Annotated in this window: 19 protein-coding genes; 7 read left to right on the top strand and 12 right to left on the bottom strand. The window is 54.5% G+C overall.

Features of this window, described 5'->3' with window-relative positions:
- Positions 1-49 precede the first annotated feature (49 nt).
- Genes VA597_RS06015 through VA597_RS06030 form a run of 4 tightly spaced genes read right to left on the bottom strand, consistent with a single transcriptional unit; the run spans position 50 to position 3,698 of the window.
- Complete coding sequence (locus VA597_RS06015) at positions 50-991, bottom strand: biotin-dependent carboxyltransferase family protein (RefSeq protein WP_326975523.1); 942 nt, start codon at positions 989-991, stop codon at positions 50-52.
- A complete protein-coding gene (gene pxpB / locus VA597_RS06020) occupies positions 981-1,730 on the bottom strand; it encodes a 5-oxoprolinase subunit PxpB (protein ID WP_243112637.1) in 750 nt (249 codons plus the stop codon). Before pxpB ends, VA597_RS06015 begins: the two co-directional genes overlap by 11 nt.
- Entirely contained in the window at positions 1,730-2,809 is a 1,080-nt protein-coding gene (locus VA597_RS06025; protein ID WP_128741906.1) for a DUF4392 domain-containing protein, read from the bottom strand. Before VA597_RS06025 ends, pxpB begins: the two co-directional genes overlap by 1 nt.
- Positions 2,810-2,834: 25 nt before the next feature.
- A complete protein-coding gene (locus VA597_RS06030) occupies positions 2,835-3,698 on the bottom strand; it encodes an aminotransferase class IV (protein ID WP_128744237.1) in 864 nt (287 codons plus the stop codon).
- Positions 3,699-4,085: 387 nt separating this feature from the next.
- On the opposite strand from VA597_RS06030, the gene VA597_RS06035 reads away from it, so the two are divergent.
- The gene (locus VA597_RS06035; protein WP_128741907.1) at positions 4,086-5,219 is read left to right on the top strand and encodes a GGDEF domain-containing protein; all 1,134 of its coding nucleotides are present in this window, start codon (positions 4,086-4,088) and stop codon (positions 5,217-5,219) included.
- On the opposite strand, the gene VA597_RS06040 is transcribed toward VA597_RS06035, so the two are convergent.
- The 4 genes from VA597_RS06040 to VA597_RS06055 form a co-directional block, all read right to left on the bottom strand.
- Positions 5,207-5,962, bottom strand: coding sequence for a protein-glutamine gamma-glutamyltransferase (locus VA597_RS06040; protein ID WP_128741908.1), 756 nt, complete (start codon positions 5,960-5,962; stop codon positions 5,207-5,209). The genes VA597_RS06035 and VA597_RS06040 overlap by 13 nt on opposite strands.
- A complete protein-coding gene (locus VA597_RS06045; RefSeq protein WP_128741909.1) occupies positions 5,959-6,948 on the bottom strand; it encodes a hypothetical protein in 990 nt (329 codons plus the stop codon). The genes VA597_RS06040 and VA597_RS06045 overlap by 4 nt, the downstream gene beginning before the upstream one ends.
- A gap of 146 nt (positions 6,949-7,094) precedes the next feature.
- Positions 7,095-8,720, bottom strand: a complete 1,626-nt coding sequence (locus VA597_RS06050; protein ID WP_128741910.1) for a peptide ABC transporter substrate-binding protein — start codon at positions 8,718-8,720, stop codon at positions 7,095-7,097.
- A gap of 220 nt (positions 8,721-8,940) precedes the next feature.
- The gene (locus tag VA597_RS06055; RefSeq protein ID WP_128741911.1) at positions 8,941-9,264 is read right to left on the bottom strand and encodes a P-II family nitrogen regulator; all 324 of its coding nucleotides are present in this window, start codon (positions 9,262-9,264) and stop codon (positions 8,941-8,943) included.
- A gap of 393 nt (positions 9,265-9,657) precedes the next feature.
- Between VA597_RS06055 and VA597_RS06060 the strand changes: the two genes are divergently transcribed.
- Together VA597_RS06060 and VA597_RS06065 are read left to right on the top strand one after the other, a co-directional pair.
- A complete protein-coding gene (locus VA597_RS06060; protein WP_128741912.1) occupies positions 9,658-10,221 on the top strand; it encodes a hypothetical protein in 564 nt (187 codons plus the stop codon).
- Positions 10,222-10,223: 2 nt separating this feature from the next.
- Positions 10,224-10,796 (top strand): hypothetical protein, encoded by a 573-nt coding sequence (locus VA597_RS06065; RefSeq protein ID WP_128741913.1) that lies wholly within the window; start codon positions 10,224-10,226, stop codon positions 10,794-10,796.
- A 66-nt stretch (positions 10,797-10,862) separates the two neighbouring features.
- Here the strand turns inward: VA597_RS06065 and gpmI are convergent, their stop codons facing one another.
- From gpmI to VA597_RS06085, 4 genes are all read right to left on the bottom strand, one after another.
- The gene (gene gpmI, locus VA597_RS06070) at positions 10,863-12,374 is read right to left on the bottom strand and encodes a 2,3-bisphosphoglycerate-independent phosphoglycerate mutase (RefSeq protein ID WP_128741914.1); all 1,512 of its coding nucleotides are present in this window, start codon (positions 12,372-12,374) and stop codon (positions 10,863-10,865) included.
- A gap of 19 nt (positions 12,375-12,393) precedes the next feature.
- A complete protein-coding gene (gene tpiA, locus VA597_RS06075) occupies positions 12,394-13,161 on the bottom strand; it encodes a triose-phosphate isomerase (RefSeq protein ID WP_128741915.1) in 768 nt (255 codons plus the stop codon).
- Positions 13,162-13,229: 68 nt separating this feature from the next.
- Entirely contained in the window at positions 13,230-14,423 is a 1,194-nt protein-coding gene (locus VA597_RS06080; protein WP_326975525.1) for a phosphoglycerate kinase, read from the bottom strand.
- A gap of 155 nt (positions 14,424-14,578) precedes the next feature.
- A complete protein-coding gene (locus VA597_RS06085) occupies positions 14,579-15,079 on the bottom strand; it encodes a tRNA (cytidine(34)-2'-O)-methyltransferase (protein WP_128741916.1) in 501 nt (166 codons plus the stop codon).
- Positions 15,080-15,220: 141 nt separating this feature from the next.
- Between VA597_RS06085 and VA597_RS06090 the strand changes: the two genes are divergently transcribed.
- The 4 genes from VA597_RS06090 to VA597_RS06105 all read left to right on the top strand — a co-directional run bounded on the left by VA597_RS06090 (position 15,221) and on the right by VA597_RS06105 (position 22,375).
- Positions 15,221-15,400 carry a hypothetical protein gene (locus VA597_RS06090; protein ID WP_128741917.1) on the top strand — a complete coding sequence of 60 codons (180 nt, stop codon included), beginning with the start codon at positions 15,221-15,223 and terminating at the stop codon, positions 15,398-15,400.
- A gap of 270 nt (positions 15,401-15,670) precedes the next feature.
- The gene (locus VA597_RS06095; RefSeq protein ID WP_326975527.1) at positions 15,671-17,206 is read left to right on the top strand and encodes a hypothetical protein; all 1,536 of its coding nucleotides are present in this window, start codon (positions 15,671-15,673) and stop codon (positions 17,204-17,206) included.
- A complete protein-coding gene (locus VA597_RS06100; RefSeq protein WP_326975528.1) occupies positions 17,193-18,503 on the top strand; it encodes a hypothetical protein in 1,311 nt (436 codons plus the stop codon). Before VA597_RS06095 ends, VA597_RS06100 begins: the two co-directional genes overlap by 14 nt.
- 383 nt (positions 18,504-18,886) lie before the next feature.
- A complete protein-coding gene (locus VA597_RS06105) occupies positions 18,887-22,375 on the top strand; it encodes a hypothetical protein (protein ID WP_326975529.1) in 3,489 nt (1,162 codons plus the stop codon).
- Positions 22,376-22,486: the final 111 nt, after the last annotated feature.

The following is a 22,486-nucleotide window of genomic DNA, read 5'->3' on the forward strand; positions in this document are numbered from 1 at the left end:
GCCGGACGCGCCGTCCGAAGGGCGGCGCGGCAGCTGCTTTGATAAGATGTTATTCGTTGAGATACCGGTTCAGCTTCCGGAGCTTTTTAGCCTCTTTCCGCAGGAGCTTTTGGGCATCCGCGACGGAAATCCGTTCAAACCGCACGGAATCGCCTGGCTTGCACTGAGCCAGCAGCGGAAGATCGACAGAAGCCACGGTTCCGATTTTTGTGTATCCGCCCGTTGTCTGGTGGTCGGCCAGCATGATGATCGGCTTGCCGCTTGACGGAATCTGGACCGCCCCGTCGGGGATTCCGTCGGAAATAATATCGGCCTTCTCTCTGCATTCGACCGTCGGCCCTTCCAAGGCGCAGCCCATTCGGTCAAAGCGGGGGGTCACCTCATAGGATTCCCCAAAAAAGGTGCGGATTCCGCCCTCGGTGAACGCGTCTTCCTGCGGGCCTAAAATCACGCGAAGGCTGACTTCTCCACCGAAAGTGGGAGATTCCAGCGTGCGGAGAGGAAAAAACGGAAGCTCCTTTTTGGGAGACGCAAAGCCGATCGTGTCGCCCGCCAGCAGTTTGCGGCCCTGATATCCGCCGAAGCCGCATTTCAAATTGGTTGATTTGCTGCCCATAACAGCCGGAAGGCCGAGTCCCCCGGCAAACGCCAGATAAGCGCGGCAGCCGCTTTTCGCCTGACCGAAGGAAAGAATGTCTCCGGCCTTGACCGGGTGGGCCGCATAGCGGGCAATCGGTTTTCCGTTCAGGGCGGGGGAGAGGTCTCCGCCGGTGACCGCGATGAAGTTATCCGCGGTAAACCGCAGTTCCGGACCCGTGAAAGTCAGCTCCAAGAGGGCTTCTGCGGCGGGATTGCAGACCAGAAGATTTGCGAGAGTCATTGCTCTGCGGTCCAGCGCCCCGGAAGGAGAGATGCCGAGCTTTTGATACCCGGTGCGCCCAAAATCCTGTACCGTTGTCAAAAGACCCGGCTTCAGAACTTCAAATCCCATTGCCGGTTCCCCCTTCCCGAACGGTACACGGATAGGTTCCCTGATCCGCAAGAGCCTGAATTTTTCTGTATTCCTCCGCCGAAACGGGGACGAAACGGATTCGGTCCCCCGCGCGGTACAGAATCGGGTCTTCCCGGTCCGGGTCATAGGGCCTGACCGGCGTGCTGCCGATCAGCCGCCAGCCGCCGGGGGAGGCGATCGGGTAGATTCCGGTCTGTTCGCCGCCGATGGCGACCGAGCCGGCCGGGATCTTGACGCGCGGCGTTTTCAGGCGGGGAGTCGCAATCCTCGAATCCATGCCGCCCAGATACGCGAAACCGGGCAGAAAGCCCAGCATGTAAATCAGGTAATCCTTTGAGGAGTGGATCCGGACGACTTCTTCTTCCGAAAGCCCCGCGTGAGCCGCCACGTCCGGCAGGTCCTCCCCGAATTCCCCACCGTAGCAGACGGGAATTTCGACGATCCGGCCCGCGCCGGAGGAGGCGGCGCCGAGCCGCTCCGCCAGCCGTGACACCCTGCGCTTCAAGGCCGCATACCGGATGGCGCACGGGTCGTAGCAGATCAGCAAAGAACGGTAAGTCGGGATGGTTTCGGTAATGCCGACAATGCCTTCCTTTTGAATGGCGTTGTCCAGCGCGAGGACCTTGCCGTTGATCTCCTCGCTGATTTCATTGCCGAATTCTACCGTCAGGGCGCTGTCGCCCGCGGTCAGGATTCTCGCCTGAGGCACTTTCGTCATCACTCCTTATGCTGAAAAAATCCAAGTTCCAATACTTTTTGAAACCAGGTTCTGCCCGGTTCGTAATTTGCGTAGTCCAAAGCGTATGTGACACATTCGCGCATCAGTTCCAGAATCAGCACGTTCATTTTCAGACCGAAGCCGTCCACCGCCGGGGTCAGGGAACCGTCCATGTTGACCATTCCGCACCGGGAGGCGGTTTTAATGACTTCTGCAAGCAGTTCTCCGTCGTGCAGAATTTCCGGGTCCTTTTTCAGGAATGCGAGCGCCGCAATCATTCCGTCGCTGCCCCAGTTGGAAACGGTTGCGGTCAGGACGGTTTCCGCTCTGGTTGCAACGGCGATTCCGCAGCCGCAGCCGCAGGAGCAAGCTCCCGGCGCGGCGTAGGGGATATAGCGGTTTAAATGGCCGCCGAGCGTACCGAGGCCCATTTCATTGCCCAAATCTCCGATAGAGATGGTAGGGACTCCCTTTTCCTGAAGTCTTTCAAACAGAATGTCCGCTTTGGCTTCCAGAGCGGTAACGCTTTTGCCGACGGCGTTATGATATTCGCCTTTCGCGTTTGCGCCCGGAAATTCAATGGTGACCGCAACGGAGGGGAGACCCTGTGCGATAATTTCTTCCGCGCGCGCTGCAGCTTTTTCCGCGTCCTTTGGAAAAGTCAGACATGCCATGGAGAAGGGAAAACGCTTGGCTTCCTTCACTGATTCGTACAGATGGAGTCCGATCAGCGGAGCGATTCCCCTGACCGCCGGTACGTTTTCTTCCGGGCAGACGAGGACCGGCACTGCGCGAAACGCCTTTTGAACCGCCCTTGCAAACAGCATGGCGCCGATAATTCCGTCCGTTTCCGCGCAGAGAGAAGGAGTCAGGACAAAACCGGTCAGGATTAAAACTTCGTCGCCTTCCCTGACGGTTTCCATCAGCTTTTTTGCCGCGTGGATCGTAAGCGGTTCGCCGGCCAGCTTCCGCGATCCTTCGTAAAGAATCCGGCAGACCCCGTATCCGCGGGGGTCCAGATTCATCAGGTCGTCGAGATTCTGTCCGACGTTCAGTTCGGTCAATGCTTCCTGATCCATTTCAGTCGTGACAATCCTTTCGCCGTTATTTTGCATAGTCCGCGAATTTCGATTTCGTGTAATCCTCAAACCGTTTCACAGCGGCGTTCTGCAGCTTTTTCAGCAGTTCGGGAGCTTTGCCGCCCACCTTTTTGCCGTCGATCTCAACAGCGGCGTTGCACAGGGTGCCGGAGCTGTGGACAATGACCTCGTCGGCATCCATCAGTTCCGTTACGGTGAACGGCTTTTCGCAGACTTTCAGACCGGCCTCTTCGGCGAGCGCGACCAGATGCTTTCTGGCGGTGCCGGGAAGGATCAGGTTGTTCAGCGGCGCGGTGCGGAAAGTGCCGTCCTTGATAATGGAAACATTGCTGTGCGCGCATTCGGTGACTGTTTCGCCGCGGTGGAACACCGCTTCCTGGCAGCCGGCTTCCTTGGCGCGCTGAGCCGCCATCACGCTCGGAATCAGGTTCAGCGTCTTGATATCGCAGTGCAGGAACCGCGTGTCTTCCACTGTAATCAGCTTCAGGGTCCTGTCGATCGGCGTCAGCGGAATCGGCCGGATCGCAACCAAAAGATTTGCCGGGCCCTCCGAAAAAGCATGGTTGCGCATCCCGGTTCCGCGGGTGGTCTGCCAGTAGACCATCAGGCTTTCGGAATTATCCACCTGCTCCACCAGCTCCTGCAGGGTCTTCGCAAGTTCTTCCTTCGACATGGCAAATGGGATTTCCAGTTTGGAAAAACTGCGGTAAAAACGTGCAATATGGTCTTCCAGCGCATAAATAATATGATTTACCGCATAAGTTGCGTCGTACACTCCGTCGCCGAAATAGACCGCGCGGTCGTTCATGGGGATGGTCATTTCCTCAATCGGGCCGGTTTTTCCATTGTAATACCCAATGTTTTTCATCATGCTGCAGGTACCTCCACAAACTGTTATTTCCGGCTGCGGATTGGGCCGCTAATGCGCTAAAGCGGTGCGCTTCAAAAAAGAAAGAAGCCACTTAACCTAAACAGCGAGTTAAATGACTTCTGAATCATCACTATATGGTTGATTGCCATGCCACCATTGGCGTACGGCTTCCATAATATTTTAAATTTTGCGCAGCAGGCCGAATTCCGCATTTACCGGCTGTAATCTTTCCTTATTCTATTCTTCGATATAGATTTTGTCAACCTTTTTTTCGGGGATGGGGGTGCGAAGCCTTTACGGCGGATTGGTTCAATATTATAATTATCAGTAACAGCACGCAGCAAACCGTGAATCGTGCCTTACTTGGGACAGGATGTGTCAAAAATGAAAAAAACCGCATTTGGACACGTCAGGCTGTTATCCGCGGACCATAACGGCAAATCGGAGCGCGGTCAGGCGTATTTTAATTATCAGCTTTTGTCCTGCCGCCGGTATATGAATAAGATCTGCCTTGCGGTTGGAATATTCAATGAGCTTTTGTTGATCCCCGATCTCCTTTTTATTGCCAGCGGAACCGGCAGAACGCTCATCGTTTTATTCCGCACTGTTTTTACCGCCCTTCTTATCCTGTTTTCCATGTATTATTCCGGCAACAGGGGGTTCCGGTCCTTTTACCGCATGACGACAGCCGCCGAACTGCTCGCGGTTGCGCTTTTTCTGTTTGTGATGGTTCAATACGATCCTCCGGACTTTATGATTCAGGCGTCGGGGCTGTACATTATCGTACTGGCGGTTTTTCTTTTTCCAAACCGATACCGGAACATGCTTTTGGTATCGGTCTTGGGGATCTCCGGCTTCCTGTTTTTTTCCTGGAGGAAACTTGGCCGGCTGGACCCGAACGAAATGACGGCCAGCATCATCTATTTTTCGGCCACCGTTCTGATCTGCTCCATTTTTGCGCTCGGCCGCAACAAGCAGCAATACAGGGAATTCCTTACAAAGACCCGGTTGCTCGAAATGAGCTATACCGATCAGCTGACTAAAGCCTCCAGCCGCAACAGGCTTTTTTCGGAGTTCGCGAGATGGCAAAAAATCTGCCGCAGGCAGCGGGAACCGCTTTCCCTCTCCCTGTTCGACATCGACCAGTTCAAATCCGTCAACGATCGGTTCGGGCATACGGTTGCCGACCATGTCCTTGTCGAACTGGCCGGCATGATCCGGGCGATCTTGCCCGATTCAAATTTATTGGTCCGTTGGGGAGGAGACGAGTTTGTGGTCCTGCTGCCCGCAACGAGCCTGGAAGAGGCTGTGCGGATTCTTGAAACGGTCCGTTCCGCGGTTGAAAAGAAGTGTTTCACCCGGGAAATAAAAATCACGTGCAGCTTTGGCGTCGCGCAGATGGAGGAGAACTCCACGCTGGATTCCCTGATTCATGAAGCGGACGACAGGATGTATGAGGGAAAAAAGCGGGGAGGGAACCGGGTGGAGTATGGTGAGAAGCGCGCTCAGCGGTTCTGAGAGACCTTAAACAGGTTTTTGTAGTTCGGGCGGCCTGCGGAATCCATCAGATAGGCGGATTCATCCGCGTCCTCAATTCTGTTTCCGTTCAGGGACCGAATGATGAAATCCGCGTCGTGGATTCCGATGCCGTGTCCGTAGTACAGCTTTCCGTTCAGATCGATGACGTTTTCCCCCTGCCATTCCGGCGTCAGCGGGTCGACGTCCGGGTTTGCAAAGTAGCGGCGGTCGCCGGGAAGATAGAATGGATATTTTTTCATCAGGCCGATTTCGCGGAGAAGCCAGTCGAGGTGGTGCCAGTTCATCAGTTCGATCTTCGGAAAGACCCGGTCGAACGTTTCGGGTCCCCAAACGGCGAGAAGTGCGCGGTAGTAGACGATGACCATGGCGGTCGCGCATTCCGTCGCGTACTTGCGCCCGTGCTCAAAAATATCCTGAATCGCCTCGCTGGGCTTGGCGCCGCTTTTCAGCCGGAATCCGCCTTCCGCCGTGCGGTCCCAGAAGTTCGGGTTGCATCTGGATTTCCTGAAAATCGCGAAATCCATGCCGCTGCGGTCCAATTCTCTGGCGGCGGCTACGGTCTGGCTGCGCACGTGCAGTTCAAACAACAATTGCTCCCGGGAGTCGTAATCGAGCTTCTCGCTTGAGGAAGCAAGCTGCGTGAGAACTGAGCTTTCCACACTGCCCTGTGCAACGCCGGGAATTGACTCCGGCTCAATCTTGTCGCCCGCGATGAAAATCATACCAAACGCCTCCCCGTCCCGCCTTTTGCGACGCGAATCTGTTCGGAAACCGGAGAATGAATCCACTGGTTCCAGAGTTCCGGATTGCGCGCGTGAAGCTTTCCGGAATAATCGGAGAGGACGGCTTTTTCATTTTCTTCCGCCTGCGCGAAGCAGCTCAGGGATTCCTCTTCCTCCTGGGTCAGGGGATCGACCGGCGTTCGTTTGCGCGGGGAAATCTGTTTTCCGAGATATTTCGCTTCGCGGTCAAGACTGCAGATTTCCGGCTGGTTGGAGCTTTGCAGGCTTTCTCCCGTATAATAAAGGTAGGCGCTGTTTTCCTGAAGCCAGCTCATGAAATTCCGGTACTGTTCCTCCCGTTTGCGCACGTCGCCGCCTTCCGGAAGATGCAGCAGCAGATGGGCAAGTTCCCTGTCCCTCGTATTGGAAGATCGCAGATACGGGGCGATGTACCGAAGGGAACCAGGGTCGTGAATCTGGAAAAAGGCCCAGATCAGATCGTGGAGATACCCTTTTTTCCGATTGCGGCGGAAGATCAGTTCCGTAAGTCCGGACAGAATATTTTTTTCGCGGTATCTGCGCGTCAGCACGCCGGCACACAGATCCAGAATTTCATCGTACTCGTTGCTCAGGCCGTCGTCGCGAGCCCCTGTCTGGAAAATCCATTGAAAAGCGTTGCGGACATTTTCATCCGAATAGGGGATCCCGCCGCCTGGCAGAGATTTTTTTTCTTCCAGCACTTTGTTGCAAATCTGCAGCGCGGCTTGCATTTTTCCGCTGAGTTTGGGTTCCAGCCCGGCCTCTTCGATTTGGGGCTTGAGCGCGAACAGGGTTGCAAAGCGCAGTCCTCCGCCGTTCAGCAGCTTTGCCGCGCCTTCCTTCTGCTGCCGGATGATTTCCTGAAAGCGCCTCTGGCAGGCGCCGGTACCGCGGACGCGCCGGATCTGCTCCAGCGTTCCGGCGGTTAAACGGGGATCGGTATACATACGGATTCCTTCTTTCGCCGATCGTTTTTGTGTCTAATCCATTTTATCAAAAAAATGGATTTTGTTTCCTTCCGGCAGGGACAGAAAAAAGGAACCGCCGTCCGGGGAGTTTCCGGATGGCGGTAGTGATCGGATTCCTGCTGCTGCTATTCCTTGCCCGCGTTGATAAAGTCCACGCCACCCTGATACGGGTGAAACGAAATTCCGGATACGCCTTTTGCCATGGCGTAGTATCGCTTCCCATAATACAACGGGTAAAAAACAGCCTGCCGGTTCAGGTATTCTTCCGCCGCGGCGTAATCCGTGGCGGCTTCCGTTCCTGTCCCGTTTTCCGCTTTTGCCAGGAGGGAATCATAAGCGGCGTTGCTGTATCCGGTGAAATTCCCCTTATCCTTGCTGCGGAACAGGGACAGAACCTGGGCGGGGCCGTCTCCGTCCGGCCTGACGGGGTAGAGGGCGGCCACATAGTTTCCCGACTCGACTTTGGAAAGAAGGGAGCTTTCGTCCATTGCCTCCAGATTAAAGTAATTATGGAACTGCGTATTCCAGGAAATAATCATCTCGTTGAGCATTAGCTTAACATTTTCGTCATCCGGACACAGGACATTTACGGATCCCATTTTGCCGCTTCCGGAAATTCCGAGCTCAGAAAGGCCTGAAGCGAGCGTCTGCGCGGCTTTTGCGTCCTGGGAAAGCAGGAATGGAGAGCCCGCGAGTTTTCGGTAATTTTCCCCCAGCAAGGTGGTGCCCGGAAGAAAGATGGCGTCCGCCGCCGAGGCGTCCCGCGGCAGATGGGCTAGGACCTTCTTCCGGTCCAGCGCCTGCAAAAAGGCTTTGCGGACGTTCACGTTTTTCATCAGATCCGACGAGGTGTTAAAGCAGAGGCCCCAGGTGCTGTCCTGAAATGAGGCGATGGTGCATCCGTCGGTTTGCGCCTCCAGGGCCTGTGCGTGGGAAACGGAAACGGCGTCGACGGTCCCGTTTTTCAGGGCGGCGACAGGGTCGCTCAGATCGGTGTCTTCACCGTTCACGCGAAAGTTCACGTTGGACGGCAGCGGAGCCTGGCCGCCGGAATAGGAGGAGGAACGTTTCAGATTCAGATATTGGTCGTGGGCCCATCCGTATTTTCCGTCGATGCGGAACGGGCCGTTTCCGAGCACAAAGGAGGAATCCAGGCCGTAGCGCCCGGAAGTGGATTCAAAAAACGCCTGGTTGCAGGGCATGAAAACGGAATTTGCGGTCAGCTTCGGAAAATCCGGGTAGGAATATTCCAGGTCCACTTTCAATGTATGGCTGTCCGCTGCGGAAACTCCCAGTTTTTCCGGCGCCAGTTTTCCGGCGTTGATCTGCCTGGCATTTTTCAGGCAGAACATCTGCGAACAGACGGGAGAATTGGTCTGCGGAGAAACGGCCCGGCGGAATGCGTAGACGAAATCATCCGCGGTGACGGGCTTTTGATCGCTCCATTTCGCTGTGCTGCGAAGGGAAAAGGTGAATTCCGTGCTGTCCGAATTTGCCTGCCAGCGCTCGGCTGCCCCGGGAACCGCGTTCCCTTTGGCATCCAGCCTGGCAAGTCCTTCAAAGAGCGCCTGGATCGCGATTATGGAAGAGGAATCGGAGGCGATCTGAGGGTCCAGGGTCTTCGGCTCATCCGTCAGCCCATAAGCGATGGTTTTATCGGCGTTTGACGGCCTGCCGCTTTTACATCCTGTCAGGACAAACGGAAGAACGGCAAAAACAAGGAAAACGGCAATCATTTTCCTGAATAGCAATGGAGACCCCTCCCGGCGGTTGGCATACCGTTATTTTATTTTATCTTATCATTTTTCAGAGACAAATTCAATCGCGGCCCGGAATGAAATCTTCTATTTTCAGCAGGGAAAATTTTGCACCCCCGATATTCCTGAACACAAAAATGGTACGGGATCTTAAGAAAAAGATCCCGTACCATAAAAGTTTTTTACTTGAATGGATTATGATGAAGACGGCTTATTAGATCGCGTCTTTCCCCTGTTCTCCCGTCCGAATGCGGACTGCCTGCTCCACATTATAAACGAAAATTTTTCCGTCCCCGATTTCACCTGTTTTGACCGCTTCGCAGACTTTTGAGATCAGATCGGTTACGACCTCGTCGTGTACAACCGTTTCCACCTTTACTTTCGGAAGCAGATTCAGATTGTATACGGTTCCATGGTAAACCTCTTTCAGGCCTTTCTGATTTCCGCAGCCGGAAACCGGAGTCACCGTCAGGCCGTTGATGGAAAGGCTGTTGAGGACGCTCTTTACCTCTTCCAGTTTTTCCGGGCGAATAATCATTTCTATCTTTTTCGTAACCTCATCCCCTTATCTTCATTTTGTTTTTTGGATTGACTTTATTTATCTATATTATATCTTTCAATTCTTTTAAGTCAATACAAAGGAAAGGAATCCGAAAATAATTAGCCGGACACCGATAAAAAAAGAATGATTTTCTATATCTTACTATATTTGTAAAAGAAAAAATTACCTACTCGAATTTTTTTAATAAGGTTATTATCAACTGTAATTAATATTAAATTTTTATTATATACATAAAAATCGCAAGCGTATATACATAAAAGAGCATTAAACTTGACAAAAAATGGAAAATATGTTATTTTAAAATAAATTAAATGAGAGGAGGATGAGAATTTTTGAGTTTGGCAGTCTACTTTCGAAAGGAGCGGAAAAATGAGAAAAAGTAAACTAAATATTTTTGTGATGTTTGCAATCGTTTTAGGCATGATCTTTTCAATTGGAAATATCGCGGCAAGTGCAGCGCAAATTAAATCTGTTAACGATGCAGATAAAATCAGCAACACCAAGCAAATGTTATCCAGCGGCAGAAACGGGACACGTGTTTATTCCATTTCTATTTATCCTGCGGGGGAAAAATATTATACGAGCATATCGGCAGAAGCATACTATCCGGTTAGTAATTCGACTACTACATATCATTTAACGAAAGCTGTGAAAGATGATTTAATAACAAAATATAAAAAATTAACAGGTATAGATCCGACGGGGTGGGAAGTTAAAATAACTTTTTTGGTGGAGACGGCGTCTGGAATTCCCGCCACACTGTATTTGAGCCACGATGGAAAGACCATGAGTCCGATTCTTGTTAGAAATAAGTATCAAACAGTTTCCTATTACACGGAATCCGATAACAGTTCTTTAAAAGGCTGCGTACAGTATACCAGCGATAATAAGAGATTGATCAGCACAGGAATTCTCTATAATGAAGGTGATTAAAAATGGTGAGTAACAGAATTTCTTCCTTGCAGTCAAATTTTACCGGCAACTTAAACTACCATTCATGGAGCGGAAACGTAAAAAGCAGCACATCGTTTGATGATACATTACAAGAAGCATCTCAGAGTTTAAAAAACAATCTTGATACCATTCAGTTATCTCCTTTGGGATCACAGGGCCCCGAAGAAGACAATGCGCTGACCGATGTGCGGGAACAGGATCTTCAGAAAAAATATGATTTTACTAATTTGTCCAATTCCGATTTTCAATCTGTACTTTCTGATTTAGTGGATATGGGTGTTTTGTCGTCTCAGGACTGCGGGATGATGTATGCACGGCCAACGCCACCTGAGGGAATGGTTATCGTCACCAGCAGTTCAACACCGCCGTCCCACTTTCCGTCAGGATCAGGCTCTCTGAAATCTTATGCGGATTATTTTCAACAGGTATTGTCTCAGGAAGAACAGGAGGCCGATTTTATCAAAGAAAAGAGCGGAGCGGATGCGCCTTCCGTCTTCAGCGACTGCATTGCGGCACATCGTCGAATTGTAAATGCTCTGAACAAGTTACTTTAAGGAGACGTTAAAAAGGGCTGTCTTCCGGCAATGAAAAGCCGGAGACAGCCCTTTTTACTGTTGATCTTATTTTATGATGCTTTTCCCGGTCATTTCCGAAGGCTGGGGAAGGCCGAGGATTTTCAGCATTGTGGGGGCGATATCCGCCAGCTTCCCGCCGGAGCGCAGAGTGCAGGGATATCCGATCACGCAGAACGGAACGGGATTTGTCGTGTGCGCGGTAAACGGCGAGCCGTCCGGCTCCGTCATCTGCTCGGCGTTCCCGTGGTCCGCCGTAATCAGCGCAATTCCGCCTGTTTCGCGGATCGCGTCGGTCACACGGCCGACGCAGGCGTCCACAGCTTCCACGGCGGCCTTTGCGGCGTCGAAGATCCCGGTGTGGCCAACCATATCGCAGTTCGCGAAATTCAAAATAATTACGTCGTATTTGCCGCTGCGGATCCGCTCCACCAGCGCGTCCGTCACCTCGTAGGCGCTCATTTCCGGCTTGAGGTCGTAAGTGGCGACTTTCGGCGAGTTGATCAGCGCGCGGTCCTCGCCGGGGTAGACGGTTTCCACGCCGCCGTTAAAGAAAAAAGTAACGTGCGCGTATTTTTCCGTTTCGGCAATGCGCAGTTGTGTCATTCCGTTTTTGGAGATCACTTCCGCCAGCGTGTTTTTCAGCTGCTGGGGGCGGAAGGCGATGTCGACGTTCGGCAGCGTCGCGTCGTACTGCGTCATGCAGACAAAGCGGAGAGGGAAAAAACCGCCGGCCCGTTCGAAACCGTCGAATTCCGGATCGACAAAGGTGCGGGTGATCTGGCGGGCGCGGTCCGGACGGAAATTAAAGAAGATCACCGAGTCGCCGGAAGCGACGCGGCCTTCCGGGTCGCAGACTGCGGGGAGGACGAATTCGTCCGTCACGCCGTTCCGGTAGGATTCCTCCACCGCGGCGGCGGGATCGCCGTTCTGAATGCCTCTGCCGAGGACCATCGCGTCGTAAGCCTTTTCGACCCGTTCCCATCTGTGGTCGCGGTCCATCGCATAATAGCGTCCCATTACGGTCGCGATTTTGCCGACGCCGATTTCCGCCATCTGCTTTTGGCAGTCGAGGACAAAATCCCTCCCGGAGGCCGGGGGGACGTCGCGGCCGTCCAGAAACGCATGTACGAAGACTCTGCCGCAGCCGCGCTGCTTTGCAAGTTTCAGGAGCGCGTAAAGATGCTGATTGTGGCTGTGCACGCCCCCGTTGGAAAGAAGGCCCATCAGATGCAGCGCACGGCCTGAAGATGCCGCCGCATCGACCGCGCCGAGCAGAGCCGGGTTTTCAAAGAAGTCACCGTCTTCGATCGATTTTGTGATCCGCGTCAGTTCCTGGTAAACGATGCGGCCGGCGCCGATATTCGTATGTCCGACTTCGGAATTTCCCATCTGCCCGTCGGGAAGGCCGACGTCCATTCCGGAAGCCCCGATCTGTGTCAGGGGATTTTCAGAAAAAAGACGGTCAAGATTCGGTTTCGACGCCGCTTTGACGGCGTTTCCCTCCTGCGGCCCGATGCCGAATCCGTCCAATATCATAAGGATCAGAGGTTTTTTCATTCCTGTACTCCTTCCGGGATTATTTGCTTGCCGCCTGAATGATCCGGGCAAAGTCGTCCGGCTTTAGGGAGGCCCCGCCGATCAGGCCACCGTCCACGTCGGGCTGAGCCAGAAGCTCGTCCGCATTTTTCGCGTTCATGGAGCCTCCGTACTGAATGGTCAGAGCGTCGGCCGCCGCGGAACCATACAAAGAAGCGACCGTCGACCGGATGGTCGCGCAGACCTCGTTTGCCTGTCCGGCGGTCGCGGTTTTGCCGGTCCCGATCGCCCAAATCGGCTCATAGGCGATGATGATCCGTTTTAACTCCTCGTCAGAAACGCCGCGCAGCGCGATTTTCGTCTGCATGGAGACCAATTCAGAGGTGATCCCCTGTTCGCGCTGTTCCAAAGATTCGCCGACGCAGAGAATGACGCTGAGCCCGCTGTCAAGCGCCGCGCGGATGCGCTGATTCACGGTCTTGTCCGTCTCGCCGAAATAGGTGCGGCGCTCGCTGTGTCCGATAATGACGTACTGCACGCCCATGGAAGACAGCATCGGAGCGGAAATCTCGCCCGTAAACGCGCCGGAGGGCGCCCAGTGGCAGTTCTGCGCGCCGACACCGACGCGGGATCCCTTTGCGGTTTCCAGAACAGGGAAAAGGTCCACAAACGGAACGCAGACCACGACTTCGCAGCCGGCGTCCTGCGCGGCTGGCAGGATCGCGCTTGCCAGCGCTTTTGCTTCCTCTGGCGTCTGATTCATTTTCCAGTTGCCCGCAATTACGGCTTTTCTCAGCTTTTTATTCATAACGGTGACCTCCTGTATGATATGGTATGGGAAGGAAAAGGAAGGGGCGGAATTCCGCCCCTTCCGATTTATTTATCGTTCAGGCAGGCGATTCCGGGCAGTTCCTTGCCCTCCAGGAACTCGAGGGAAGCGCCGCCGCCGGTGGAGATATGGGTCATTTTATCCGCAAAACCCAGTTTCTCGATGGCTGCAGCCGAGTCGCCGCCTCCGATGATCGAAACAGCCCCGCTTTCCGCGACCGCCCTGGCGACGGCGACGGTGCCGCCCGCGAAGTTTTCCCATTCGCTTACGCCCATCGGGCCGTTCCACACGACGGTGCCGGCCCCGCGGATCGCTTCGGCGAACAGCTTGCGGGTTTTTTCGCCGATATCCAGGCCCATCCAGCCGTCCGGAATTTTGTCGGAATCGACGGTTTTATACTGCGCGTCCTTGTCGTACTCGTCCGCCACGACATTGTCCAAAGGGAGCAGGAAACGCACGTCCTTTTCCTTTGCCTTGGCCATCAGGTCCGCGGCAAGGCCGACTTTGTCTTCTTCACACAGGGAGGAGCCGATGGAGTAGCCGAGCGCCTTCGTAAAAGTGTAGGCCATGCCGCCCCCGACAATCAGCGTGTCCACCTTATCCAGAAGATTCGTGATGACGCCGATCTTGTCCGAGACCTTCGCGCCGCCGAGGATCGCGACGAACGGACGCTTCGGATTGGCAAGAGCGCCGCCCATGACAGTGATCTCTTTCTGGATCAGGTATCCGCATACGGCGGGCAGGTAATCCGCCACGCCCGCGGTGGAAGCGTGCGCCCGGTGCGCGGTCCCGAATGCGTCGTTGACGTAAATCTCCGCGAGAGAAGCAAGCTCTTTCGCAAAAGCGGGGTCGTTTTTCTCCTCTTCCTTATGGAAGCGGACGTTCTCAAGCAGCTCCACTTCGCCGTCCTTCAGATTCGCGGCAATGCTTTTCGCGCTTTCGCCGATGACATCCTTTGCCATTCTGACTTCCGTCCCCAGCTTTTTGGACAGATAGTCACCCACCGGCGCGAGAGAGTATTTGGGGTTGAATTCGCCCTTCGGGCGGCCCAGGTGGGAACAGAGAATCACTTTTGCCCCGTGATCCCTTAGATAGCAAATCGTTTTCATGGCCTCGTCGATCCGCTTCGGGTCGGAGATGTTTCCGTCCGAATCAAACGGGACGTTGAAATCGCACCGGACCAGGACCCGCTTGCCCTTCACGTCGATATCCTCTACGGTCTTTTTGTTCAAAGCGTTCATCAAGTACCTCTCCTTTTCCATAGGAAGAATTTTGGGAGATCGTTTCCATATTGTTACCTTTCTGACAAACTTTTTTTATTATACAACCAATGAATGGCATTTTCAAGGTTCTGCGGCCCGCCGCTGATACGAATTTTATCGGGAAAAGAGACCGATTACCAGTGATACTGCCGAAGCTGGCCGCTGCAAAGCATTCCGGGAAACTTCCACTGGCGCAGCACCTCAAATACGCCGACGGCCACCGAATTGGAAAGGTTCAGGCTGCGCGCGGAAGGGTCGTTTCTCATCGGGATGCGGACGCACGAATCCGGATTTTCGTAAAGAAGTTTTTCCGGCAGACCGGCCGTCTCTTTTCCGAAAACGAGGTAACTGCCGTCCGGATAGGCCGGCTCGGTGTAAACATGCCGCGCCTTCGTGGAGAAATAGAAAAAATTCCCGGTATTTTGGTCGAAAAATTCGGAAAGACTTTTGTAACAGGTGATATCAAGAAGGTGCCAGTAATCCAGGCCCGCCCGTTTGAGCCTCCTGTCGTCGATTTCAAATCCGAGCGGGCCGACCAGGTGAAGCCGCGCTCCCGTCGCGGCGCAGGTGCGCGCCACGTTCCCGGTGTTCTGCGGGATTTCCGGCTCCACCATGACAATGTTGAGTTCCGGCATAGTATTCTCCTTTTCTATTTTAAAAATGTAATTTTTAAGGCGGTTTTCCAGCATTTCACTTCAATAATCCGAAGGGAAAGAGGCAAAATAATGAAAGGAAATTTCATTCATATTTTTTTCTGCGTTTGGAGGTATTGTAGAATGTACAAGCAGACGATGAATTTTGTGCGCGGGATCGGGACCGGCCTTGTTGCCGGGATGGCTCTTGCCACGGTTGGCACCCAGATGATGAAGAACAACCGCAGCTTCCGCAAACGCGCGAACAAGACTTTGCATACCGTCGGGGAATTGATGGACAGCATGCAGTATATGTTTAAGTGAGAGTGAAAACTCCGAGGGACGGAACTATTATAGCCCGTCCCTCTTTCTTTTCGCAACTGTTTTCAGGATGCGGCGGATCCTTCCGCAAGCTCTCTATACTATATATAATAGTTAGCAGATTCTTTTCTGCCGAAAAATTGTTAATTTTGTTACATAATTGTACCAGCGAAAGAATTCTGTGGAATTCTTGAAAATTTAATAAAATTAGGGTAGGATAGAACAAGAGAAAGAAAAAGGGAAGAGTTTCCTCGCGAAAGGAGTTTTCTGCCCATGCCGGAACATTCTTCGCAAACGGTTTTCCACTCGGTATCCTGCCGCCCGTTCGACGGCGGCGGGGAAGGGGATGTCCTGCTGGCCGGCGCGCTGGAAAAGGCGCTTTCCGGCGGTCTGGCGAAGGGCCTGGCCCGCGGGGTCGAAAACGGACGCGTCGTCCGGGCCCGTTACAAAATCGGCGGCGGCGAATTCCGCTGGCGCAAGGTTTCCGGCAGGACCGTGGTTCAGGAAGCTTTCCGGCGTCCGGACGGCTTCCGGCTGGTGACCCGGAACCTGTCCGGCGAAATCCTGTCCGAAGCGGTTTACGGCAGGGACCTCGGCTGGCTGCGCTCCGCGTATTTCACGGCGGACACGGGCCGCCCGGAGGTGCTTCTGCGCCCGGACGGAGACGGGCTTGAGCTGCTGGAATTCGACGCCGGAACGGGCCGCTACCGACGGGAAAAGCTGCTTTCCTGCCCGGTGCGGCCCGGAACGGCGGCGCAGAGCTACGTCAACAGCGCCGCCGGGGGCGAGCCGCGGGTGCTGGCGCGCACCGGCGGGGGCCTTTTCTGCTACTGCGCGCCCGCCGAGCGGGAGAAGCGCCTTGCCCTTTTCCGCCGTCTGGAGGAAAGCGGCGGCGTCCCGGAACCGGACTGGACGGACCCCGGCGGGGACGCGCGGCTCGAATTTTCCTACATACGCAACGACGGCTCCGAACCCCGGCGGCAGGAAGCCGGGAAGGAAGAACCGGAGGCTGTCCCCGCCTTTGCGGCGGGCGCGGTCCTCGGCGCGTCCGTGCGGACCTCGGAGGACCTGGATTCCTCGGACTACGCGGTCGACCGGGAGATTTTTTCCGTCGAGCCGCCCGTTCCCCGGCCGATCCCGAATCCCGTTCCCGCGCCGAAGCCCGGCCCCGTCCCGAATCCGGCCCCGGCCCCAAGTCCCGCGCCCGTCAAATACAGCGTGGCCGCCAAGGGCCTCGGCGGAAAAGTGATCCACGCAAGGGAGCTTGACCGCAAATCCGCCCGCATCGAGCCGCTGTTCGGCGAGGGCCTCATCCCCGCGAAGCGCATCGTCGTCAGCGAAGAGGAGAGCTATCTGTATTTCGGTTCGCTGATCGGCGGCCTGAGGCAGGGGCGGGGCCGCACGCAGATGGAAAACGGCCAAACCGCCTACGAGGGCGGATACCTCGGCGACAAGCGCGACGGCTTCGGCGTGTATTATTACAAATCCGGAAAGCTGTGCTACGCCGGGAATTGGAAACGGAATCTGCGCGACGGCATGGGGGTCGCGTTCGGCTCCTCGGACGGCTCCGTCTTCATCGGCCGCTGGAAGGACGGCATCCCCACGGGGCGCGGCTCCGCGTTCGACATGGAGGGCAACCTGCTCTACACCGGCGAGTGGAAGGACGGAAAACCCCACGGAAAAGGGACCGAGTACCGGGGAGGGCAGGTCGTGCGTTCCGGACAGTGGAGCGGCGGCCGGTTCGATTCCGGATGGTGCCGCAGGGAACCGGATTCCCCCGGAGAGGAGGAATCGGGTGCGGTGGATTGACCTGCACGACGTCGGCTGGGGGGAATGCGTCGTTCTGGGCGGGGACCGGGGCGGCATCCTGATGGTGGACTGCGGCAGCAGCAACCTCCGGCTGGGCGAGAACGGGCCGGGATTCTACGAATATGTGACGGATTCGGTCATCCCCCGGTATTTTGAAGCGGAGAACCGGTCCTTTTTTCTGACCCACTGCCACCGCGACCACCTGTGCGGCCTGTGGCGGATCCTGGAAACAGCGCCGGGCTATTTCGGCTCGCTGTATCTTCCGGTCCCTCCGTGCGGCGAAGACGGGCGGCCTCTTCTGTTGGAATTCGCCCTCGACGTCTCCGTGTTCTTGAGCCGCCTGACCGGTTACGCGCAGGTCAATGCGGCCGTTCTGACCCTTTTTACGCGCGCCGCGCGGCTTGCGGGGGCCGGGTCCGTCTTCCCGGTGCGGGAGGGGGACGGATTCCTTTTCGACGGGACGGAGTACGAGGTGATCTGGCCGCCGGAGACCGGCTTTCCCTATCCGGGGGAGCTTTCCGCCGCCGTGGAGGAGATCGACGCGATGCTCTCCGCCCCGCTCCTTCCGCCGTGCGCGCGGGAGTTCCTGGGGCTGCGGGAGCGATTCTGCGCCGCCTACCGGCTGATGGTCTCCTCCGCTCCCGTGCGGGAGGAGGAAGCCGAAGAGACGCGGGAGCTGTACGAGCGGATTCGGGCGCTGACCCCGGAGCTTCTGCTGCTGCCGTGCGCGGGGGCGGCGGCGGACCTGCTGGCCGACGGAAAAACGCGGGAGGCGTACTCCGGGGCGCTGAACGCCGCGTGCGCGGTGTTTCAGAATGTGCGGCGGGGCGGGCCGGGGAAGGACGACATCCTGATGACGGGGGACGCGACGCCGGAAAGCCTTCTCGCGGCCTCCGCCCGGATGTACGACGGGTACGCCGTGCTGAAAGCCCCGCATCACGGCACGGCGGGGTATTTCTTTCCGCTTGAGGTCGCGGCGGACCATATTCTCATCAGCAACGGCCCGTACGGGGGCGGCGGCGAAATCGCTTCCGGCTACGCGGAGCTGCCCGCCGTGTGCCACTGCACGGGGAACGCGGCCTGTTCCTATTTCAGGGAGTACGGCTCCTGCTGCAACCGGCTGGCCCTGTGCGGGCTTCCCTCCGGCGGGGCGCTCCTGCCCGTCCGGTGCCCCGCGGTGACCCGTCCCGGCGCGGCGGCTCCCTGCCGCGTCCGCGTCCTTTCCGGGAAGAAAAACGCCTCCTGCCTCTGCGATGCCGTCCGATCAAAAAATTTTATGGCTCCGGCTGAATTTTGATATGAAATACGGAATAAATTTCCTCTTTCGGGACTTGCTGGAACCGCTTGTTTCCCATAGCTGGAAGATCCCGCCGCGGCCTTTCCAAATTCTTCCGAAGAAATTGAAGAATTTGGCTTGAAATCTGTAAAAATTATCGTTCATGGGCAAATTTTATTCAAAAATATATCCACAATGTACTTGACATTAAGTGCCAAATATCTTATAATCCAATTAAACATATGAGCGGTGTCCGCAACCGCTGCGTTCAGGCGCGCTGTGGGGCGCGGGGGCGCGGGCGTCGTTTTCAGCCGGAGGACTTGCACCCTTCGGCCAAGATGTATGTTAAAATTCTCATAGCACACGCAAATGCACAACGAACTATTTTAAGGAGGACAAAAAGGATGAAAAAATTCAGAGGAAAAGCTCTGGCAGCTCTGCTTTCATTAGCACTGATTGCTTCCAGCTTTCCGGTCACCCTCGCATCCGCTTCCACGAAGCATGCGACCGGCGTTCTGACCGACGACCCGGATAACGACGAGTTCTGGCTGGTCAACGGCGGAGACAAAGACGAGAGAAGCGTAGCGAATTTCCAGGATTTGATTTACAGCGGGACCGCTCCGCTGGAGACCGCCGACCATCAGGATGTCGACGATGCGGAAGTTTACTCGATTTCTCATGTTTCCGGCGACAAGCTGGTTTCCTGGGACATCGGTGACGACAACAACGACGACGAGGATGAGGGCGATGTAACCCTGAAGCTTCGCAAGAGCGATTCCGAGGGCGACGAAGTTCTCGCAATTCTGTACAAAGGCACCTACACCGATGACGACGATAACGACATCGATGTGACTGCCAGCACGCAGGTCACGATCCATGCGGTGGATAAGAACTCCACGGTGATCGGTGATGCTTCTGATTTAACCGCTACTGATTATTATGACTATGGTGATGATCCAGTAGGAACCGATTCTCCGGAACTTGACGGCGACGACGATGACGACGACAACTTCGCAAAAGTTGCGACGGCGGCAAACGATTCCAAGAAAATCGCCGTGTTCAGAGCGGAAAAGGCTGCTAACGAGAATAATTGCTTAGCTCAGTGGAAAGCTCTTCCGACAGTTGCCGAAGACAAGAATGAAAAGGCTATTATCGCTAATACCGATTCTGATAATGCAGAATATCAGGGTATCTACTATGTGCTGGAAGGCGGCAACGACGACAGCCTTGACGTTTCCTCCACAGGCCTGAACCTTGTCAGCGATGACGAGATGGACGGCGTGACCGTCAAAGCGACGGGCAATAACGACAAAGTTGTCATTGCTAACACCAATAGTGCAGCAATTTACTACACAATTGATGGCGGCACGGTACAGACTGTTAATGCGAATGTCGACAGCGGTGAAGTGTCCGTTACAGCTGGTCAGAGAATCGCTCTTTACAGCACCAACGCCAATGCGACTGCTGCTGAGAATGAGAAGGCTGCTTACTATTACAGATCAGCCATTGATCAGACTGGGGAAACTGAAGCTGTAAATGCAAAGGTTACTGCTACACATGGTACTGCTTGGACAACAGACGTAGAAGTTGACCCCAAAGAGGCTACGACGACTGATGGTTCAGTTAAGATCCACAATGGCGTTACAGGTAGTATTTGGTATTCAATTGGTACAGATAAGCCTACAGAAGTGATGGGCCAGACCATTGCTCAGTCCGCCGCAGACGTAGAAGTGACGATTCCAACAGGCAAACATCTTTATGTCTATACTACTGCTGCGAATCCGGATGATGCTAACTTGGTAGCCACTTATGACTTTGTACCATATCAGGATGCAACTCAGGCGGGCGGCACCGGCTACAGCGATTATGTTTACGCGACGGTGAAGGACGATGCCAAGACCGCGAACATTTCGTTCAAAGCGAAAGTGACCGACAACCATGACGGCAAGGATGATGTGGCCGATGACGACGACATTAAGTCTAAAGTCAAGGTTGAAAAGAAAGTTCTTGCAAATGATGTAATTAAGGATGCGGATGCTTCCTACACCATTGCCAAGGATGACAAGAAATATACGATTAAACTTACAGGCAATACTAACGGGGCAAATCCTTCAAAGGAAATTGATAGCGGATTCTCCGTGAAATTTGCGACGACCAGCGACCCAAGCACAAGCAACTATCTTCCGAATGCAACGATTGCCGACGACGCGAGCGTCGACGGTGTAAAGGGCAAAGTGAACACGCTGACGGTTGACGACGCGAAGAAGGTTGGCGCAATTGACCTGAAAGCAGGTAATGTCAACATTGACGATGCCGATGTCAAGGTAGATAGTATCACATCGAAAGAAAGTGCAAAGATCAAGGTTGACTCCGACAATAACGTAGGCGACATCAAGATCAAAGATGATACAGGCGACAGTGAGATTACGATGTCTTCTGGCTCTGCAAAGAGCATTACAAGTAAGGGCGTTGTTTCTCTGGAAGGCAGCGAAGATGACGAACCGATTTCGGTTGGCACTCTGTCCGCGCGTGAAATCACGCTTGACAGTGATGACGGTGCTGTTTCGGTTGAGAAAGTTGTCTCCAATGCGACAAACGAGGATGAAAATGGCTGCTCGATCGAATTGATTGGTGATAATACAACAGTTAAAGCGATTGATTTTGTGGGCTTTGGCACAGATTTGAAGACCACAGATTTCCAGGGCACCATTCCGGCTCCGGCAAACGCTACTTCTGATGATGCGACTTTTGAAACAACTGATGAAGACGATGACGTAACTGTAACGGGTGATGCCGACATCAATGCTGTGACGATTGAAGAAGACAGCAAGGTTGTCTTTGAAGGCAAGCTCAGTGTTGACTCGATCGACGGTTCCGGCACAATGTACATCGGCGCGAATAAACTCTATGTCGATGAAGATGCGACGGGTGTTCTGGTGAAGGTTACGGACAATACGATCACGGCTGGCAGCACGATCTTTACCGCCGCTTCCGATGCGGTTGATGAAGATGACCTCGACTTCTACGGCTTTACCGTAAAGTGCAACGAAGGTAAATCCACGGATACGTTCGTGGTTGACCAGCTCCAGTTTGCTGGCCTTGCGATGAACAAGACTTCCGACAAGATCGTTCTGAACGAGAGCGCGACCTACACGGCTTCTGCTTATGCTCCGGGCACTTCTATTCCGGAAGGCTACAGCATCGAGTTCGACATTGAAGACAACAGCGGCGTGTTTGAGCTGACCGATAACGGCAACGGCACCGCGACTGTAAAATGTGTTGATTTCGACGATGTGTTCTCCGACGAAAACAAAGCGACCCTTGAGGCTTATGTGGTTGACGAAGACGGCGACGAGGACGACGATTACGGCATGGCTGAAACCAGCCTGACCGCTCTGAAGACCCCGGAAAAGACCTTCACTTCCGATACCAATAATGACTTTACCCTTGCTTCCGGCGCTTCCTACCAGTTCAAGATTACGGATGCGGCCGCTGCACCGGTTATGACCGCTGGCACCGCTGGCATTGTTGACATTGCCAATGTTGGCAAGTCCGGTAATGACTACTTCATCAAAGTTACTGCGAAGGGCGCGGCCAACGCGAAGACCGGCATCTATGTGAACGGCACGAAGCTTCTGGTAATTACGGTTGGCGGAGTCGTTTGCGACACCACCAAAGATATCACCGTGAAGAAGGGTGCTTCCTATCAGTACAAAGTTACAGCTTCCGCTGCTCCGACCTTTGGTTTTGGCACTGCCGGCGTGTTTACTTCTCAGCTGGTAAGCCACAGCGGCAACAATTACTTCTACAAAGTTACGGCTGTCGGCGCTGCCGGTGCTTCCACCGGTGTCTATGTCAATGGCCAGAAGGTTAACATTGCTAAGGTTGGTTAAGCGAAACCCCCTAGACAAAACAATTACTGACTCAACAAATTAGTAAGTTGTATTTGCGTGGCGGCGGTTTGGGTGAGAACTCAGGCCGCCGCTTTGTGCGAATCATATGGG

The sequence above is a fragment of the Caproicibacter sp. BJN0012 genome (assembly GCF_035986805.1).
Taxonomy (GTDB): Bacteria; Bacillota; Clostridia; order Oscillospirales; family Acutalibacteraceae; genus Caproicibacter.

Excerpts from the sequence above, each read along its gene's own strand:
- VA597_RS06015 (WP_326975523.1), bottom strand. The coding sequence starts at position 991 with ATGGGATTTGAAGTTCTGAAGCCGGGTCTTTTGACAACGGTACAGGAT.
- VA597_RS06105 (WP_326975529.1), top strand. The coding sequence starts at position 18,887 with ATGAAAAAATTCAGAGGAAAAGCTCTGGCAGCTCTGCTTTCATTAGCA.
- VA597_RS06035 (WP_128741907.1), top strand. The coding sequence starts at position 4,086 with ATGAAAAAAACCGCATTTGGACACGTCAGGCTGTTATCCGCGGACCAT.
- VA597_RS06030 (WP_128744237.1), bottom strand. The coding sequence starts at position 3,698 with ATGAAAAACATTGGGTATTACAATGGAAAAACCGGCCCGATTGAGGAA.
- VA597_RS06085 (WP_128741916.1), bottom strand. The coding sequence starts at position 15,079 with ATGCCGGAACTCAACATTGTCATGGTGGAGCCGGAAATCCCGCAGAAC.
- tpiA (WP_128741915.1), bottom strand. The coding sequence starts at position 13,161 with ATGAATAAAAAGCTGAGAAAAGCCGTAATTGCGGGCAACTGGAAAATG.
- pxpB (WP_243112637.1), bottom strand. The coding sequence starts at position 1,730 with ATGACGAAAGTGCCTCAGGCGAGAATCCTGACCGCGGGCGACAGCGCC.
- VA597_RS06055 (WP_128741911.1), bottom strand. The coding sequence starts at position 9,264 with ATGATTATTCGCCCGGAAAAACTGGAAGAGGTAAAGAGCGTCCTCAAC.
- VA597_RS06065 (WP_128741913.1), top strand. The coding sequence starts at position 10,224 with ATGGTGAGTAACAGAATTTCTTCCTTGCAGTCAAATTTTACCGGCAAC.
- VA597_RS06060 (WP_128741912.1), top strand. The coding sequence starts at position 9,658 with ATGAGAAAAAGTAAACTAAATATTTTTGTGATGTTTGCAATCGTTTTA.
- gpmI (WP_128741914.1), bottom strand. The coding sequence starts at position 12,374 with ATGAAAAAACCTCTGATCCTTATGATATTGGACGGATTCGGCATCGGG.
- VA597_RS06090 (WP_128741917.1), top strand. The coding sequence starts at position 15,221 with ATGTACAAGCAGACGATGAATTTTGTGCGCGGGATCGGGACCGGCCTT.
- VA597_RS06045 (WP_128741909.1), bottom strand. The coding sequence starts at position 6,948 with ATGTATACCGATCCCCGTTTAACCGCCGGAACGCTGGAGCAGATCCGG.
- VA597_RS06080 (WP_326975525.1), bottom strand. The coding sequence starts at position 14,423 with ATGAACGCTTTGAACAAAAAGACCGTAGAGGATATCGACGTGAAGGGC.
- VA597_RS06095 (WP_326975527.1), top strand. The coding sequence starts at position 15,671 with ATGCCGGAACATTCTTCGCAAACGGTTTTCCACTCGGTATCCTGCCGC.
- VA597_RS06025 (WP_128741906.1), bottom strand. The coding sequence starts at position 2,809 with ATGGATCAGGAAGCATTGACCGAACTGAACGTCGGACAGAATCTCGAC.
- VA597_RS06040 (WP_128741908.1), bottom strand. The coding sequence starts at position 5,962 with ATGATTTTCATCGCGGGCGACAAGATTGAGCCGGAGTCAATTCCCGGC.